Source organism: Cupriavidus sp. H39 (genome assembly GCF_050271075.1).
Classification (GTDB): Bacteria; Pseudomonadota; Gammaproteobacteria; order Burkholderiales; family Burkholderiaceae; genus Cupriavidus; species Cupriavidus necator_B.
The window spans coordinates 710,584-725,654 of the sequence record NZ_CP189846.1; the positions used below are offsets into that span (position 1 = coordinate 710,584).

14 protein-coding genes are annotated in these 15,071 nt (G+C 66.4%); 5 read left to right on the plus strand and 9 right to left on the minus strand.

Going from position 1 to position 15,071, the window contains the following annotated elements:
* Nucleotides 1–159: 159 nt before the first annotated feature.
* From ACOCMH_RS03660 to ACOCMH_RS03675, 4 genes are all read right to left on the minus strand, one after another.
* A complete protein-coding gene (locus ACOCMH_RS03660; RefSeq protein WP_427307821.1) occupies nt 160–1,560 on the minus strand; it encodes an alginate export family protein in 1,401 nt (466 codons plus the stop codon).
* Between the two features lie 159 nt (nt 1,561–1,719).
* Nucleotides 1,720–2,028, minus strand: coding sequence for a hypothetical protein (locus ACOCMH_RS03665; protein WP_427307822.1), 309 nt, complete (start codon nt 2,026–2,028; stop codon nt 1,720–1,722).
* 43 nt (nt 2,029–2,071) lie between these two features.
* Nucleotides 2,072–3,730: an amidohydrolase gene (locus ACOCMH_RS03670; RefSeq protein WP_427308347.1), complete on the minus strand. Its 1,659-nt coding sequence runs from the start codon at nt 3,728–3,730 to the stop codon at nt 2,072–2,074.
* A gap of 87 nt (nt 3,731–3,817) precedes the next feature.
* Entirely contained in the window at nt 3,818–5,356 is a 1,539-nt protein-coding gene (locus ACOCMH_RS03675) for an amino acid permease (RefSeq protein WP_427307823.1), read from the minus strand.
* A gap of 440 nt (nt 5,357–5,796) precedes the next feature.
* On the opposite strand from ACOCMH_RS03675, the gene ACOCMH_RS03680 reads away from it, so the two are divergent.
* The 3 genes from ACOCMH_RS03680 to ACOCMH_RS03690 all read left to right on the plus strand — a co-directional run bounded on the left by ACOCMH_RS03680 (nt 5,797) and on the right by ACOCMH_RS03690 (nt 9,653).
* Nucleotides 5,797–7,473 (plus strand): phospholipase D family protein, encoded by a 1,677-nt coding sequence (locus tag ACOCMH_RS03680; protein WP_427307824.1) that lies wholly within the window; start codon nt 5,797–5,799, stop codon nt 7,471–7,473.
* A gap of 87 nt (nt 7,474–7,560) precedes the next feature.
* On the plus strand, nt 7,561–8,646 hold the full coding sequence (locus ACOCMH_RS03685) for a Zn-dependent alcohol dehydrogenase (protein WP_427307825.1): 1,086 nt from the start codon (nt 7,561–7,563) through the stop codon (nt 8,644–8,646).
* Nucleotides 8,647–8,720: 74 nt separating this feature from the next.
* Entirely contained in the window at nt 8,721–9,653 is a 933-nt protein-coding gene (locus ACOCMH_RS03690) for a LysR family transcriptional regulator (RefSeq protein ID WP_427307826.1), read from the plus strand.
* A 44-nt stretch (nt 9,654–9,697) separates the two neighbouring features.
* Here the strand turns inward: ACOCMH_RS03690 and ACOCMH_RS03695 are convergent, their stop codons facing one another.
* The 5 genes from ACOCMH_RS03695 to ACOCMH_RS03715 form a co-directional block, all read right to left on the minus strand.
* Nucleotides 9,698–10,204: a DUF6630 family protein gene (locus tag ACOCMH_RS03695; RefSeq protein WP_427307827.1), complete on the minus strand. Its 507-nt coding sequence runs from the start codon at nt 10,202–10,204 to the stop codon at nt 9,698–9,700.
* A gap of 26 nt (nt 10,205–10,230) precedes the next feature.
* Entirely contained in the window at nt 10,231–10,920 is a 690-nt protein-coding gene (locus ACOCMH_RS03700) for an ArsR/SmtB family transcription factor (protein ID WP_427307828.1), read from the minus strand.
* Between the two features lie 720 nt (nt 10,921–11,640).
* Nucleotides 11,641–11,814 (minus strand): hypothetical protein, encoded by a 174-nt coding sequence (locus tag ACOCMH_RS03705; protein ID WP_427307829.1) that lies wholly within the window; start codon nt 11,812–11,814, stop codon nt 11,641–11,643.
* A gap of 66 nt (nt 11,815–11,880) precedes the next feature.
* Complete coding sequence (locus ACOCMH_RS03710; protein WP_427307830.1) at nt 11,881–12,063, minus strand: hypothetical protein; 183 nt, start codon at nt 12,061–12,063, stop codon at nt 11,881–11,883.
* Between the two features lie 655 nt (nt 12,064–12,718).
* A complete protein-coding gene (locus tag ACOCMH_RS03715; protein ID WP_427307831.1) occupies nt 12,719–13,657 on the minus strand; it encodes a LysR family transcriptional regulator in 939 nt (312 codons plus the stop codon).
* 282 nt (nt 13,658–13,939) lie between these two features.
* Between ACOCMH_RS03715 and ACOCMH_RS03720 the strand changes: the two genes are divergently transcribed.
* Together ACOCMH_RS03720 and ACOCMH_RS03725 are read left to right on the plus strand one after the other, a co-directional pair.
* Nucleotides 13,940–14,734: an SDR family NAD(P)-dependent oxidoreductase gene (locus tag ACOCMH_RS03720; protein ID WP_427307832.1), complete on the plus strand. Its 795-nt coding sequence runs from the start codon at nt 13,940–13,942 to the stop codon at nt 14,732–14,734.
* 14 nt (nt 14,735–14,748) lie between these two features.
* The gene (locus tag ACOCMH_RS03725; RefSeq protein ID WP_427307833.1) at nt 14,749–15,039 is read left to right on the plus strand and encodes a putative quinol monooxygenase; all 291 of its coding nucleotides are present in this window, start codon (nt 14,749–14,751) and stop codon (nt 15,037–15,039) included.
* The last annotated feature ends 32 nt before the right edge of the window (nt 15,040–15,071 follow it).

Below are 15,071 nucleotides of genomic sequence, written 5' to 3' on the forward strand. Positions count from 1 at the left end.
CATGGGTGCGCACTGGCGTCAAGGCGGGAGATCAGGGTTTGGGGAGAAAGCAACGGCTGAGGGCGCTGGTCCCGATGCAATCCGTGCCCGGTTGCTGAGCGCGCAGCGCGCTGGGCGACGGCGAGACGCGCCTGCCGTTGCCCTGAGAGAACCACAGCGTCAGAACGTGTACGCCGCCGCGAGATAGGTGAAGTTGGTATTGCGCCCGCCCGCCGTGCGCAGCACTGGCGCCACCTCCACGTGCACCAGCCCGGCATTGACAGCGACATGGCGGCCCACTTGCCAGAACACGTCGAAGGCGAGCTGGCTGCCGGTATAGCGGCCGGGCCGGCCCGCCGTGCCGGCGATCGGGACCGAGGTTGCGGTATAGACGGCGTCGCCGGTGGTCTGGCGCCAGATAAAGTCCCACGACACCGTCAGCCGCAGCGTTGCCGTCGGCCGCAGTGTCAGCGAGGGCTGCAGGTCCATCACGTTGGCGGTGCCAAGCAGGCCGGCCTGGTTGAAGTAGGCCAGCTTGGGAAACAGCCCGCCGTAGGTGCCGAGCCGGCCGTCGCCTGGGTCCTTGTCGCCGCTGCCAACGGTAGCTTTCAGGCCTGCCCGTGCCTGCCATGCGGCAACGGCGAAGGCGTAGCCGGTGTCGGTCGAGACACCCCAGGCCCGCAGGTCTTGCCGGCCGAAGCTGCCGAACTGCGCCAGCGCCTCCCAGTCCCAATCCCAGCGGCCGTGGCTGCCGAAGATGCGCCCGCCCACGGAATGGCGGCGCTCCGCGCCCGCGCCGATGCTGTACAGCGCGCGGCTGTTGTCGAAGCCCAGGTAATAGAGATCCAGGCCGGATGCCGGCACGATGCTGCGCGGGAAGGTCGTATAGACGCCCCAGAAGCCTTGCGCATGATTGGCATGGTCGTCGAAGTTGCCGGCCTGGAGCAGCACTGGCCGAGTGGCGAAAGCATCGATGCGGATGTCGTTGGCATTGCCGCCGAGGCGCACGCCATCGAACGCGCGCCGTACGTTCGGGGCGTCGCGCACCGACACCAGCCGCTGCGAACCAAACGCCATCTCTTGACGCCCGATGCGAAGGTTGGGATCGGCCGAAGCTGTGCCAGACAGCGGCAGACGCGCGTCGATGAACGCTTGCTGCAGGTCCAGCCGGTCTTCGTATGGCGGCACCGCGACGTCCTTGCCGGGCGCGAGCTGATTGCCGAGCTGGACGAAGGCGCGCAGGCGCTCGCCGGCATGCAGGTCGGCATGCAGCAGGATGCGATGCAGCAGATAGCCGTCTGCCTCGCGGCCCGGCGTGCCGAAGTTCGCTGCCGAATAGTTCTCGAAGCGTTCGCGGATCTCGCCGCCCAGGCTCAGGTAGGCATTGGGCGCGCCAAGCCCAATGTACTTGACGGGATCCCAGGCATCGCGGCGCGTCGCGTCGGCGCCGGGGTCTTGCAGGTAGCGGTAGTCTTCCTCGTAGCGGAGGGCCTTGTAGGCAGGCGCGCCTGCCGGTGCCTGGGCCAGCGCGGCACCCGATACGGCGAGCAAGGCGAGCGCAAGTGCGCGGAGAGGAGCCAATGGCTGCTGCGGCGTAGTCGACGTTGCAAGGCAGGCAGGATTGCGCATCGCTACGCGCACCGCCTTCGTCAAGCCAACATAGGCCGTGCGGTCTGGCAACACAACCCGCGCTCGTCTGCTACACCACGTTGCGCCGGCGGTCGGCTTGCGCTTTGACCGCTAGCGCCCGTCCTGGGTCAGCGGATAGGTCATCGAGTAGCGTAATCGTCGCGACCCTGCCCCTCGGTCTCGTACCGCAATGTCTGATATGACATCGTCTAGCTCTCCTTGGTGTTGGAGTAACGCGCGCACGCCGAGCGCGTGGGCCCGGCCTTCGAATTCGGCCTGGGACAGCATCACGATCACCACCAGGCCGTCACGAGTGGCCCAAGGGCGGTAGACCGTGGCGAGCGTGGACGTTGGCGCCGTGACCAGGCCTGGGTTGAGCGCATGCAGCGCGGCGACCGCCAGCCCGAGCCGATCCATCACGCCCGGGACCGGCGCCGCACGCGACCGCCTGGCTATGGCTGGCTTACCGCTTGCCGTCCTTCGCGTAAACACGCTCCCCAGCCACCCACGTTTCCAGCACCTGCGTCTTCCAGATGTCCGCCGGCTTTACCTTGAACAGGTCCTGGTCGACCAGGATAAAGTCCGCCCACTTGCCCGGCTCGAGCGAGCCCAGCGTTTTCTCCTGATGCTCGGCGTAGGCCGCATCCAGCGTGAAGGCGCGGAAGGCCTGTGGCAGGGTCATGGCTTCTTCCGGATGCCAGCCCTGGATGGGGCGGCCTTCATGGTCGGTGCGGGTGACTGCCGCGTGCAGGCCATAGAACGGATTGGCCGATTCCACCGGGAAGTCCGAGCCGCCGGCGATCACGGTGCCTTGCCTGAGCAGCGTCTGCCAGGCATACGCGCCCTTGATGCGGTCCTTGCCGACGCGGTCTTCGGCCATGTTCATGTCGCTGGTGGCGTGCGTGGGCTGCATCGACGCGATCAGGTCCAGGGCCTTGAAGCGCGGGATGTCCGGCAGCGCGATCACCTGGGCGTGCTCGACGCGGTTGCGCAGAGCGCGCCCGCCCACGTCCTTGTACGCCGCTTCCATGGCGTCCAGCACCTGGTGGTTGGTGGCGTCGCCGATGGCGTGGATGTTGACCTGGTAGCCGGCCTGGATCGCGGTCTTGACCGCGGCCTGCATGGCGGCATCGCTCATGAACAGCAGGCCGCTGTGCACGTGGTCGTCCGAGTACGGTGCCATCAGCGCCGCGCCACGGCTGCCGAGCGCGCCGTCGCCGTACAGCTTGACCGCGCGCAGGTAGTAGCGGTCATTGCCATAGCCCGACAGCGGCCCCTTGGCCGACAGCGTCTTGAAGTCGTCGCCGGTGTCGCGGATCATGCCGTAGATGCGGGTGGTCAGCTTGCCCTGGTCGGCGAATTCGCGGTAGATCCGGTCTTCGGCGACGGTCACGCCGGCGTCGCCCGCCGCGGTCAGGCCGAGCGCGTTCATATGCGCCAAGGCGGCGGCCAGCGCGGCGCGGCGATCGTCGTCGCTGTACGGCGGGATCACGTTGTTGACCAGTGCCATGGCCTTGTCGACCAGCACGCCGGTGGGGTTGCCGCTGGCATCGCGCTCGATGCGCCCGCCGGCCGGATCCTTGGTGTCGCGCGTGATGCCGGCCGCCTGCAGCGCCCTGGTGTTGAGCCATGCGGCGTGGCCGTCGACGCGCACCAGCCGCACCGGGCGGTCCGAAACCGCGGCGTCAAGCTCCGCCGCCGTCGGGAAGCGGCCCAGCTTCCAGTTGACCTGGTTCCAGCCATAGCCCAGCAGCCACTTGCGCTGCGGGTTCTTGTCGCCATAAGCGCGGATCATGTCCTGCGCCTCGGCCAGCGTGCGCGTGCCCGACAGCGAGATCTCGGTGGTCTTGAAACCCAGGCGGAACACATGGCCGTGGGCGTCGATCAGGCCCGGCAGCAGGGTCTTGCCTTGGCCGTCGATGCGCTGCGCGCCGGGATACTGCGCACGCAGGGCGGCGGCGTCGCCGGTGGCCAGCACCTTGCCCTGGTCGAATACCAGCCCGGTGAAGCGGGTGACCTGGTCGTGCTGCAGGGTGTAGCCCTGCACCGACTCCACCAGCGTGGGCGCGGCGTGCGCGGACAGGCTCAGTGCCATGCCGGCGCCAAGCGCCAGCATGGTCATGCGGATTGCCTTCTTCAAAGCGATGCTCCTTGTTGTTGTGCTTCTTGTTTTTTTGTACTGCGTTCATGAAGCGCCCGGGAACGGCGCTTATTCACCGGTTGCCGGTGCGACGGCGGGCGCCGGCATGGCGTCGCCGCCCCTGGCCGGCAGCGCGGGGAATTCCATCTCGGCATAGGGCACGAAGCGCGTCTTGCGCGCGATGCGGTAGCCCAGCCAGATCAGCAGGAAGATCGGAATGCCGATGTAGGTGGCGGCCACGCTGACCCAGTCGATCTTGCCGCTGGTAAAGGCCTGGTAGTTCTGGCCCAGCGTGACGACCAGGCATAGCGCAAAGGCAAAGACCGGCCCGTAGGGAAAGAACGGCGAGCGATAGGGCAGCCGGTCCAGGTCCAGCCCCTGCGCGACAAAGCCCTTGCGGAAGCGGTAATGGCTGACGGCGATGCCGAGCCAGGCAATGAAGCCGGTCATGCCCGACAGGTTCAGTAGCCACAGGTACACCGACTTGCTTTCGAACAATGAGGTCAGGAAGCACAGCGCGCCGACCGCGGTGGTGGCCAGCAGCGCCACCAGCGGTACGCCGTTGCGTGTCAGCCGGGCAAACACGCGCGGCGCGCGGCCCTCGGTGGCCAGGTTGTACAGCATGCGGGTCGAGGCATACATGCCGGAGTTGCCCGCTGACAGCACGGCGGTCAGGATCACCGCATTCATCACGCCGGCGGCAAAGGCCAGGCCCGCATGGCGGAACACCAGCGTGAACGGGCTGATGCCCACGGTCTGCACGTCGCTCTTGAGCAGGCTGGGGTCGGTGTAGGGAATCAGGATGCCGATGATCAGGATCGCCAGCACATAGAACAGCAGGATGCGCCAGAACACCTGGCGCACCGCGCGCGGGATGTTCTTCGCCGGATCGGCCGATTCGCCGGCGGCCACGCCGATCAGCTCGGTGCCCTGGAACGAGAACCCGGCAATCATGGCCACGCCGATCAGCGCCGGCAGCCCGCCGACAAAGGGCGCATCGCCGGTGGTCAGGTTGGCCAGGCCGTGGCTGCCCGACATGTCGCCGCGCAGGATGCCGAAGATCATCAGCGTGCCGATACCGATAAAGGCGATCACCGTCACCACCTTGACCAGCGCGCACCAGTATTCGGCCTCGCCGAAGCCGCGCACCGAGATCGCATTGAGCGCGAACATCAAGCCGAGAAACAGCCCGCTCCACAGCACGCCGGGCGTGTCCAGGAACCAGTACTGCATCACCAGCTGGGCCGCGGCCAGTTCCACCGCGATGGTCACCGCCCAGTTGTACCAGTAGTTCCAGCCCAGCGCGAAGCCGAAGCCCTCGTCGACATAGCGCGCGCCATAGGTGGCGAACGAGCCCGACACCGGCATGTAGGCCGCCAGCTCGCCCAGGCTGGTCATCAGGAAATAGACCATCGCGCCGATCAGGATATAGGCGGCCAGCGCGCCGCCGGGCCCGGCTTGCGCGATGGTGGCGCCCGAGGCCACGAACAGCCCCGTGCCGATGGAGCCGCCGATGGCGATCATGGTGAGGTGGCGTGCGCGCAGGGTGCGGCGCAAGGTGGGCGCCGGCGCGCCGGCGGAGGAGGGCTGGGAAGGTTGGGTCGACATCGGGATCCGGTCTGGGCGCGCGCCCGGCGCTGCAAGGCCAAGGGCCGCGCAGGCGCGCAACGATGCCGGCAGCGCCGGGCGGCTGCAAGCTGCGCCACGCCGCCAGCCGCACGGGCGGCGACAGATGCCGCAGGGCCTCCCGCCGGTGCTACCGGCCGGTATATTGGCCGGCATCATAAGAGAAATCGCTGTGCAGGGAAAGCCGCTGCCCGCCGGCCCGGGCCGGGCGCGCTGGGCGAAGTGCCGCACCCTCCGCCGGCCGTGGCCCGCCCCGGACCTGCGGCGGTGTAGGACAAACTCCCGGCGCGGACAGGAATGGCACCGCTGCCGACGCCGCCGCGCGCGGTATATCTTGCGAAGTAGCAGGCGCTGCACGCCGGCCGGTGTGAGGACCCGGCCCATCCCCGTTCCTTCATTCACTGGCGCAGGGAGACTGACGGATGTTCCAGACGCACAGCGATGTTCCGTTCGACGCCCGGCGGCCGGCGCCCGCGCGGGGGGCCGGCGCCGGCTGGTGCCGGCGCGCGGGCCGGCTGGCCGCCATCGCGCTGGCCGGTCTGCTCGGCATCGCCGTGCTGGGCGGCTGCGCCAGCCTGCCGGCGCAGGCGGAGCGCACCCCGTCGAGCGCGCCGGCCAACACCAGCGACACACCGCTGGGCAAGGTGCTGGCGCCGCGCCTGGCCAAGCGCCCGGGCGAGTCGCTGTTCTATCCGCTGCAGTCCGGGCCCGACGCGCTGGCGGCGCGGCTGGCGATGGCGCGCGCGGCGCAACGCAGCCTGGACCTGCAGACCTATATCTTCGAGCCGACCGGCACCGGCGCGGCCGTGCTGGGCGACATCCTCGACGCGGCCGACCGCGGCGTGCGCGTGCGGATGCTGCTCGACGACATGCATACCGGCGGCCTCGACAAGATCCTGTCGGCGATCGATTCGCATCCCAATGTCGAAGTCCGCCTGTTCAACCCGTTTGCCAACCGCAGCACGCGCTGGCTGGAAATGCTGACGGGTTTCAAGCGCCTTGACCGGCGCATGCACAACAAGTCGATGACCGTGGACAACCAGATCACGCTGCTGGGGGGACGCAATGTCGGCGACGCGTATTTCTCGGCACGCACCGACATGGACTTCAGCGACCTCGACGTGCTGGTTGCGGGGCCGGCGGTGCCCCAGGTGTCCGCGGTGTTCGACGAGTACTGGAACGACGCGTCGTCCTACCCCGTGGTGGCGCTGATCCCGGCGGGCAAGGAAGCGCCGGTGGAAATGCGCAACCTGCGCAAGCGGCTGGAGGCGCGCGGCGACCAGGCCGTGGCTAGCCCCTACGTGCAGGAGCTGCTGGATTCGGGCCTGGCCAAGGGCATCGAGAGCGGCCACATGCCCGGCTATTCGGGCAAGGCGGTGGTGGTGTCCGACAAGGCCGCCAAGATCACGCACCGGACCAATGACGATCCCGGTGACGCTACCGCCCGGCTGGAGAAGATGATCAGCGGCGCGCAGAAGGAAGTGCTGCTGATCTCGCCCTACTTCGTGCCCGACGACGACGGCGAAGCCTGGCTGATCGCGCTGGCCCGGCGCGGCGTGCGCGTGCGCATCCTGACCAACTCGTTTGAAGCCACCGATGTCAGCCCGGTGCACGCGGGCTATGCGCCGCACCGCCAGGCGCTGGTGGCCGCCGGCGTCGAACTCTATGAGCTCAAGCCCAGCGCGTATGCCGAGCTGGCCAACCGCGGCAAGGCCGCGCGCGGGTCGCGCTCGCGCGCCTGGCTCTCGTCCAGCCGCGCCAGCCTGCACGCCAAGAACTACATCGTCGACCGGCGCCTGGTCTTTATCGGCTCGCTCAACATGGACCCGCGCTCGGCCAGGCTGAATACCGAGATGGGCGTGGTGCTCGACAGCCCGGCACTGGCCGAACGCATGATCAAGTCCACCGAGGACGTTCTGCTCGACATGGCTTACCGCGTCGGGCTGCAGACCGATGGCGACGGCGGCAATCCGCGCCTGACCTGGACCACGCGCGAGAAAGGGCAACTGGTGGTGTACGCCAGTGAGCCCGGCATGGGCCCGCTGCAACATCTGGGGATCGGCGTGTTGCGCGTGCTCCCGATCAAGGAAGAGCTGTAAAGCCGGCCGGGCGCGCGGCGCGGCTTTCCTGAACCTCGGTTTGGGAGTATTTTTTCCGGCACCGTTGCTCCCCTCGAGAGGACTTCCATGAAAGCTGCAGTGCTGCATCAACCCAGGACGCCGCTGGTAATCGAAGACGTGGCGATCGGCAAGCCCGGACCGCGCGAAGTGCTGGTGCGCACCGCCGCCGTCGGCGTGTGCCACTCGGACCTGCACTTCGTGGACGGCGCCTACCCGCACCCCCTGCCCACCATCCCGGGCCACGAGGCCGCCGGCGTGGTCGAGCAGGTCGGCGCCGAGGTGCGCACGGTCAAGCCCGGCGATCACGTCATCACCTGCCTGTCGGCCTATTGCGGCCATTGCGAGCATTGCCTGACCGGCCACCTGTCGCTGTGCACCGAACCCGATACCCGCCGCCGCGAAGACGAGGCGCCGCGCCTGCTGGCCCCGCATGGCAAGGCCATGCACCAGTTCCTGAACCTGTCGGCCTTCGCCGAGCAGATGCTGATCCATGAGCACGCGCTGGTCGCAATCCGGCGCGACATGCCGCTGGACCGCGCCGCGCTGATCGGGTGCGCGGTGACCACCGGCATGGGCGCCGTGATCCATACCGCCCGGGTGCAGCCGGGCGAGACCGTCGCCGTGATCGGCTGCGGCGGCATCGGCCTGGCCACGGTCAACAGCGCCGCCATTGCCGGCGCCGGCCGCATCATCGCCATCGACCGCGTGTCCGGCAAGCTTCAGCTGGCGCGCGAGTTCGGCGCGACCGACGTGATCGACGCCGGCGATGGCCATGTGCTGGACGCGGTGCGCGCCCTGACCGGCGGCGGCGTGCACCATGCCTTCGAAGCCATCGGCCTGAAGGAAACCACCGAGCAGGCCTTTGCCATGCTGCGCCGCGGCGGCACCGCCACGGTGATCGGCATGATCGCGCCGGGCGTCAAGATCGAGCTGAAGGGCAGCGATTTCCTGGGCGAGAAGCGCATCCAGGGCTCGCTGATGGGCTCCAACCGCTTCCCGGTGGACATGCCGCGCATGGTGGATTTCTACATGGCCGGCCGCCTGCACCTGGACGCGCTGATCGCGCAGCGGCTGCCGCTGGCGCGCATCAACGATGCCTTCGACGAACTGCGCCGCGGCGAACTGGCGCGCTCGGTGATCCTGTTCGACTAGGCACGCATCCGGGCCGAAGCGCCAGCGTCGGCCCTGTGGGACAATCGCGGCGCACCGCAATCACGAGGCGCCGCATGAAGACTATCGAATGGAAGGACTGGGAGATTTTCTGCCGCGTGGTGGAAGGCGGCGGCTTTACCCAGGGCGCGGAACTCGCCGAGGTGCCGAAGTCTTCCGCCAGTGCCGCGGTGGCGCGGCTTGAAAGCCAGCTTGGCGTGCGCCTGTTCGAACGCACCACGCGCCGCGTGCGCGTGACCGAGCGCGGCCAGCGGCTCTATGAGCGCGTGGCGCCGCTGTTTGCCGAACTGCATGAAATCAGCGCCGAGGCCGCCTCGGACAGCGCCGAAGTCAGCGGCCTGCTGCGTATCTCCACGCCGTATGAAGTCGGCTCGCAACACCTGTCAGAAAGCCTGACGCGCGTGCTGCGTGCCCACCCGGGCCTACGCGTACAGGTGGACGTCAGCTGGGACCAGCCCGACCTGATTCGCCACGGCTACGACCTGGCCTTCGTGATGACCGACACCGCGCTGCACGACACCTCGTTTGCCAGCAAGCGGGTGGTGCTGGTCGAGCGCGGCTTCTATGCCGCGCCCTCGCTGATCAGGGCACGCGGCCTGCCGCGCACGCCGCAAGACCTGCAGGGCTGGCCCACGCTGGGCAACGCCGATGACCGCCATTGGGAGTTCCTGCGCGATGGCGTGGAGATTGCCCGCCTGGAGGTGGCGCCGCGCATCAGCACCCACAACGCCGAGTTGCGGCTCAAGGCGGCGCTCGACGGGCTCGGGGTGACGCGGCTGTCGCCGCGCTTCGTGCACGATGCGGTGGCGCAGGGACAACTGGTGCGGGTGCTGCCGGCCTATGCCTCGTCGCCGCTGAAGGTTTATGTCCTGATGCCGGCGCGCAAGCTGATGCCGGCGAGCGTGCGGGTGCTGCTGGACATGCTGGAGCAGACCCTGGGCGTGCCCGAGACTCGGCGTCCTGCCGGCAGGCGGCGCGAGAGCGCGTAGCCGGCGCCGTCCCGCGCACGCCGTGCGAAGCGCCGAGCCTGCCGTCAATAAGGCTGGTCCGCCGGCCGCACCTCGAAGCGCAGGATCTCGGCCAGGTCCAGCATCTCTTCGTCGTCCTCGCTGCGCGTGATCCAGCCGCCGTAGGCGTCGCCGCCGGTGTCCCAGTTCCACAGCGTATAGCCGGCCACGCGCAGCTGGTTGTGCGCCAGCTCCATCAGCTCCGGCACGCTGGTGCTCTCCAGGAAGGCTTCGTCCTCGGGGTCGTCGGTGCCCCAGTCGAGCTCCACGTCCATCCGCTCGCACAGCTGGTTCAGGCAGCCGATCAAGGACTGCACATCCTTCCAGTCGACAAAGAACCCGGACTGCCAGTCGATGACCTCGCGCACCACCCACAGCAGCTCGGGGCCTTCGGTGTCGTCGTCCTCGGCATCCAGCAGCGCATCTTCGAACATCGACAGCTGCGCCGCGGTCTGGGCGCTGTCGCCCAGGTTGATCAGGGCGAAGAAACGCGCGATCGCGTCCTGCGACTCGTCATCCAGCGGTGTGGCCATCTTTTTTCTCCGGTTGTCGCGGCATGCTAGGCCGCGATGCGGATGATCTCGCGTTGGCCGGCCGGTGTCACGCGCAGCGCGCGCGAGGTGCGCGTGGGCTCGACCCAGCCCCGCGCCAGCAGGCTGCCCAGCAGCGCCGCACCCAGCGCGCCACCGAGGTGCGGCTTGCGTTCGCTCCAGTCCGGGCAGGTGCAGGCGAACTGCCGCCGCTTGCGGCGCGCGGCGTCCACGTCCACGCCCAGCCGGGCCAGCGCCTGCGCGCCGTCGCCACTGAGTTCGACGCGCTGCCCGTCCAGCATCAGCCAGCGTGATTGCGTCATGCGCTCGAACAGGCCGACTGCCAGCTCCCCCGCCAGATGGTCATAACAGGTGCGCGCCTGGCGCAGCGCCGGCGGCGCCGTGCGCGACACCGGCACCGCCCGCAGCCGCGGCGGCTGGCTCGCCACCGACGCCGACGCCAGCGCCTCGATCGCCACGCCGATCTCCGGCGTCGCCAGCCGGTAATAGCGGTTGCGCCCGCGCGTCTCCGCCACCAGCAGGCCGCCTTCGGACAGGCGCGCCAGGTGCCCGCTGGTGGAAGACGCCGACAGGCCGGCGATCAACGCCAGCTCGCCCGCCGGGCGCGCGCTGCCGTCCATCAGCGCCCACAGCATGGCGGCGCGCCCAGGATCGGCGAGCAGGCTGGCGAGGTGGCTGATGCCGGGGGTGTAATCCATGGTTCGGCGTGGGGTGAAGGAAGTTATGCGCAGTATAGGCAAGGTTGGCCTCGCCGTTGGGCGGTGCGAATTAAGTTCTTAGTAGCGAATTAAGTTCTTACCGACCGTTCGCTCGTGCTCCCTGTTGTAAGAGAAGTCCGTCGCGTTGCCAGTCCGGTTGGATTCGCTCCGGAACATCCTGGCCAGGCCATGATCGGGGCGTTAAAGCTGACGAGCCAGCATGGACGAACCGCAAGGAACGACGCAGGCCATTTGCGGACGTCGTTCCAGCAACTCGTCAGTCCATCTAGGGACTATCCATTGGCGGGACGTGCATTTACGTTCGCGACTTTCGTGCAGGCAGAGATGGCTTACGTGATGCGACCAAGTGGTGGTGTAGTGCCTAGTCGCCACGTCGACTAAACGGTTGCCAGTTGACTCAACGCGATTGCCCCTGAATGCGGGATTGTGACTTACGCGGATGATCTTGTGATCCGTGCAAGCGGAGCAAGGCAGAAGAAGCGTTGGTCCTAATGCGCGAGATCCTCCCAGTGAGATCCGCCATGCGCGGTGACAATCCCCGTTCGATCAAGACGCAGGCTATTGCGTCCTTATGCGCCACGGTCTACTTCATCGGGTGCGTAGATCGCGTGCTGATTTCCCCTGTTGGAGAAGCCATGAGGCACGCGAGTGCGCGAAGCCCGGTGATGCCAGTCCTTGTCTCGGATTGTCCGCCTGCTGTCAGGCCATTTCACTTGCGGCTTCGCAAGCCAGCCCGACTTCCGTCTCATCGGACACCGTGCTTTCCGCTATCACGTTGTCGTCTTCGGAAACCATGTCGCCTAGACCGATGACGACCGTGATATTCGGGGTCCAGTTCTTGCGGTCGGTGCTGACCTCGGCAAACGTGGTCACCGTTGCGGTGTAGCCCTGCGCTCTGAGGTCGTTGACTAGCCTTTGCGCGCGCGGTTCTAGGGCTGCTTACGGATTGTCTTCGTTGATGTCGAGTACCAGTCTGGTCTCGAATTCTTCCCTGCCCTTCTGGATTGCCGTTTGCATTGCCTTGAGTTGCTTGTTCGCGAGCGCGACGAGCTTGCTGTATCTAGACTCTTCCTGGCTGGCGCGCAGTGCCTTGGCGGCGTTGATGATTTCGGTGCGGTCCACGAACATAATTGCCTTTCGAGGTGAAAGAGAGAAAGCGCAGGCGCCGCACGGGCTCGACTTCAGGAGCCAGCTTTTCGGGGATGCGACGACAACTGTATAAATATACAGTGCTCGCAGACTAGCCAGCAAGAGGGTGAACGGTGAAAGTCCCTGACAGCGGAAGATCTACCTTTCCTGGCTCCGGCTGAAGCTGGGTACCTTGTAGGGCCGCATTCAGGCCGTTGCGCACGGTCAGCTTAGGGAGCATCTATCCAGACGCTTACATTGCGACCCGCGACGAGTTGCTTAAAATTATGCCGGGGCTCATCTCGACATTGTCTACGCGGACACTTCGCGTATCTCATCGACCAATGGCGATTATGGACAACTCAATTCGGTCCTTTATCAAAGCAGTCCGGACTGGCGCGTCCCATGGCGTGTGGCCGGTGCCGGCCATTGGCGAATCTCGAACGATGGGCGCTATTGCGGGACGGTAGGCCACAAATTCTACACTTGGCCGGCCATGGTTAGCTGGTGTCGCTTCTTCGTTCGGAAGCCGGACGGCACCTGGGTTTTGAAGTCGGTAGGCAGCGCCCCAGACTGGTCGGTGCGCCTTACGCCCAAGGATCGTGAGGAAGCGCAGTAGCTGGTCATGCTACTGAACCTGCAAGAACGTTCAAACGGAGGCTTCATCGTTGGCATTCTCCTCAGGCGACGGTGTGTCCGAGGTCAGAAGGTCAATCATGGCACGCGCGGCTGCTGATTGGCGTCGGTGCGGTGCATAGATCAAGGTGAATGGTCGCGTTCGTCCGCGAAGTTGCGGTAACACTTCCACAAGCTCCCCTCGCTGCATCCGGTCCCGGACGATGAACTCGTAGCTTTGGCAGATGCCGATGCCTTGTTCGGCCAGTGATACCACCCCAAGCACGTCATCTGACGTTTCGATGGATGAACTGGGCAGCCAGTCGAGATCTCGTTTGCCATCGCGAAACACCCAAGGCGCGAGTCGGCCTGTCCGCGGCAATATGAAAGGCAGACACATGTGCCGTTGCAGGTCCTCCAGCGTCTGAGGTGCACCCATCCGGCGGAGGTAGTCAGGCGATGCGACGAGGAGCAGTGCGGCGTCCTCCAGTTTGCGCGCCACCAAGCCGCTGTCAGGCAGGTGGCCCAGGCGAATGGCGAGATCGAACCCTTCCGCCACCAGATCGACGTTGCGATTGGTGATGTTCACTTCCAACTGCACCAGCGGGTACTGACGGACAAAGCGCGCCAGCAACGGCGGCAGCCGGTAGTGCCCATAGGTCGTCGGCACACTTAACCGCAGGCGCCCGGCGAGTTCGCCTTCTTGACCCTGTACGTCGCGCTCGGCCTCGACGAGCAGGGAGAAGGCCGAGCGCACCTGCTCCAGGTACAGCCGTCCGGCCTCGGTCAGGCCGACACGGCGGGTGGTTCGCTGTAGCAGTTGCCGCCCCAGGCGTGCCTCCAGACGGGAGATAGCGCGGCTCAGCACGGAGGGCGTGGTCGACAGTGCCACCGCTCCGGCGGTGAATGAGCCGTGCTCGGCGACTGCGATGAAGACCTCTACATCCCCAAGGTAGTCGAACTTTCGGCTCATCTTGCTCTTCTGGGAACAAATATTTTTCTGTTCGGATAGTTTATCTCCACTTTGGCGATGAATAAAGTAGCGCACATTCGCTATCACAGGGCAATTGCCATGAGCCAGACTTCTTCCGTCACCCCCGTAAAGCTCGGACAAGAACTGCTCAAGCGCTTGAAGTAGCACGACGCCTGGCGCCGCAGCGCTATCACGGTTCGCCGGGTTTCCCGACCCACTTTGCCGCAACGACACCCGCGTCCATGCTGCGGGTCGCCTTCAGTTTACTCAAAGGAAATCACCATGGATCTTCAACTCACAGGCAAGACCGCTCTCGTCACCGGGGCGACCGCCGGCATCGGCCTGGCCATCGCCCGTACCCTGGCGCGTGAAGGCGTCGCCGTCACGTTGACCGGGCGCGATGCCGCAAAACTGCGCAGCGCCGTTGCGGAAATCTCTAAGGCAGTGCCCACAGCGCAAGTTTCCACGGTGGTCGCAGATCTGAGCAGCGCTAAGGGCGCCGCAGCGCTGGTTGCGGCCCACCCGGATACCGACATCCTGATCAACAACCTGGGCTACTACGAGGCCAAGGCCTTCGCGGACATCACCGACGAGGACTGGCTGCGCATGCTTGAGGTCAACGTGATGTCCGGCGTGCGCCTGTCGCGACATTATTTCCCGCGCATGCTGGAGCGGAACTGGGGCCGGGTGATTTTCATGTCGAGCGAAGTGGGCGCGTTCACGCCGCCGGACATGGTGCATTACGGTGTCAGCAAGTCGGCCCAGCTCGCCGTCTCGCGCGGCATGGCCGAATTAACCAAGGGCACCGGCGTCACGGTCAATAGCGTGCTGCCGTCGGCTACCCGCTCCGACGGCATCGTCGATTACCTGCGTCAGACCGCGCCGCGACCGGGCATGACGGACATGGAAATCGAAGCGAACTTCTTCCAGACCTACCGCCCCAGCTCGCTGATCGCGCGAATGATCGAAGCGGACGAGATCGCGGCGATGGTCGCGCTACTGGCCAGCCCGCTCGGTGCCGCGTCCAACGGTGCGGCCGTCCGCGTCGAAGGCGGCACCATCCGTTCCATTCTCTGATCCGGAGTTGAGCCGTGTCTGAACTCATCATCATCGCCATCGCACAAGCCAAGCCCGGTTACGAATCCGCGCTCGTCCAAGCGCAGTCGGAACTGGTCTCCATCGTTCGTGAGTTGCCCGGATGCATTCGCTACGAATTGAACGAATCCCTGGAGCATCCGGGCCAAGTCGTGTTTATCGAACGCTGGCGAGATCGCGCCGCTTGGGAAAGCCACATGCGCGGCCCCCACTTGGATGCGTTCCGGGCCAAGGCTGGTTCGATGATCGGCGCGTTCGACCTGCTGCAAATGAAGCAGGTAGCTTGAGTCTTGCCGACGGTTTACTTTTTCCTTTCATT

What these genes read in the sequence shown, in the direction of transcription:
- ACOCMH_RS03670 (WP_427308347.1), bottom strand. Translation starts at nt 3,730, where the DNA reads ATGACCATGCTGGCGCTTGGCGCCGGCATGGCACTGAGCCTGTCCGCG.
- ACOCMH_RS03675 (WP_427307823.1), bottom strand. Translation starts at nt 5,356, where the DNA reads ATGTCGACCCAACCTTCCCAGCCCTCCTCCGCCGGCGCGCCGGCGCCC.
- ACOCMH_RS03680 (WP_427307824.1), top strand. Translation starts at nt 5,797, where the DNA reads ATGTTCCAGACGCACAGCGATGTTCCGTTCGACGCCCGGCGGCCGGCG.
- ACOCMH_RS03685 (WP_427307825.1), top strand. Translation starts at nt 7,561, where the DNA reads ATGAAAGCTGCAGTGCTGCATCAACCCAGGACGCCGCTGGTAATCGAA.
- ACOCMH_RS03690 (WP_427307826.1), top strand. Translation starts at nt 8,721, where the DNA reads ATGAAGACTATCGAATGGAAGGACTGGGAGATTTTCTGCCGCGTGGTG.
- ACOCMH_RS03695 (WP_427307827.1), bottom strand. Translation starts at nt 10,204, where the DNA reads ATGGCCACACCGCTGGATGACGAGTCGCAGGACGCGATCGCGCGTTTC.
- ACOCMH_RS03700 (WP_427307828.1), bottom strand. Translation starts at nt 10,920, where the DNA reads ATGGATTACACCCCCGGCATCAGCCACCTCGCCAGCCTGCTCGCCGAT.
- ACOCMH_RS03715 (WP_427307831.1), bottom strand. Translation starts at nt 13,657, where the DNA reads ATGAGCCGAAAGTTCGACTACCTTGGGGATGTAGAGGTCTTCATCGCA.
- ACOCMH_RS03720 (WP_427307832.1), top strand. Translation starts at nt 13,940, where the DNA reads ATGGATCTTCAACTCACAGGCAAGACCGCTCTCGTCACCGGGGCGACC.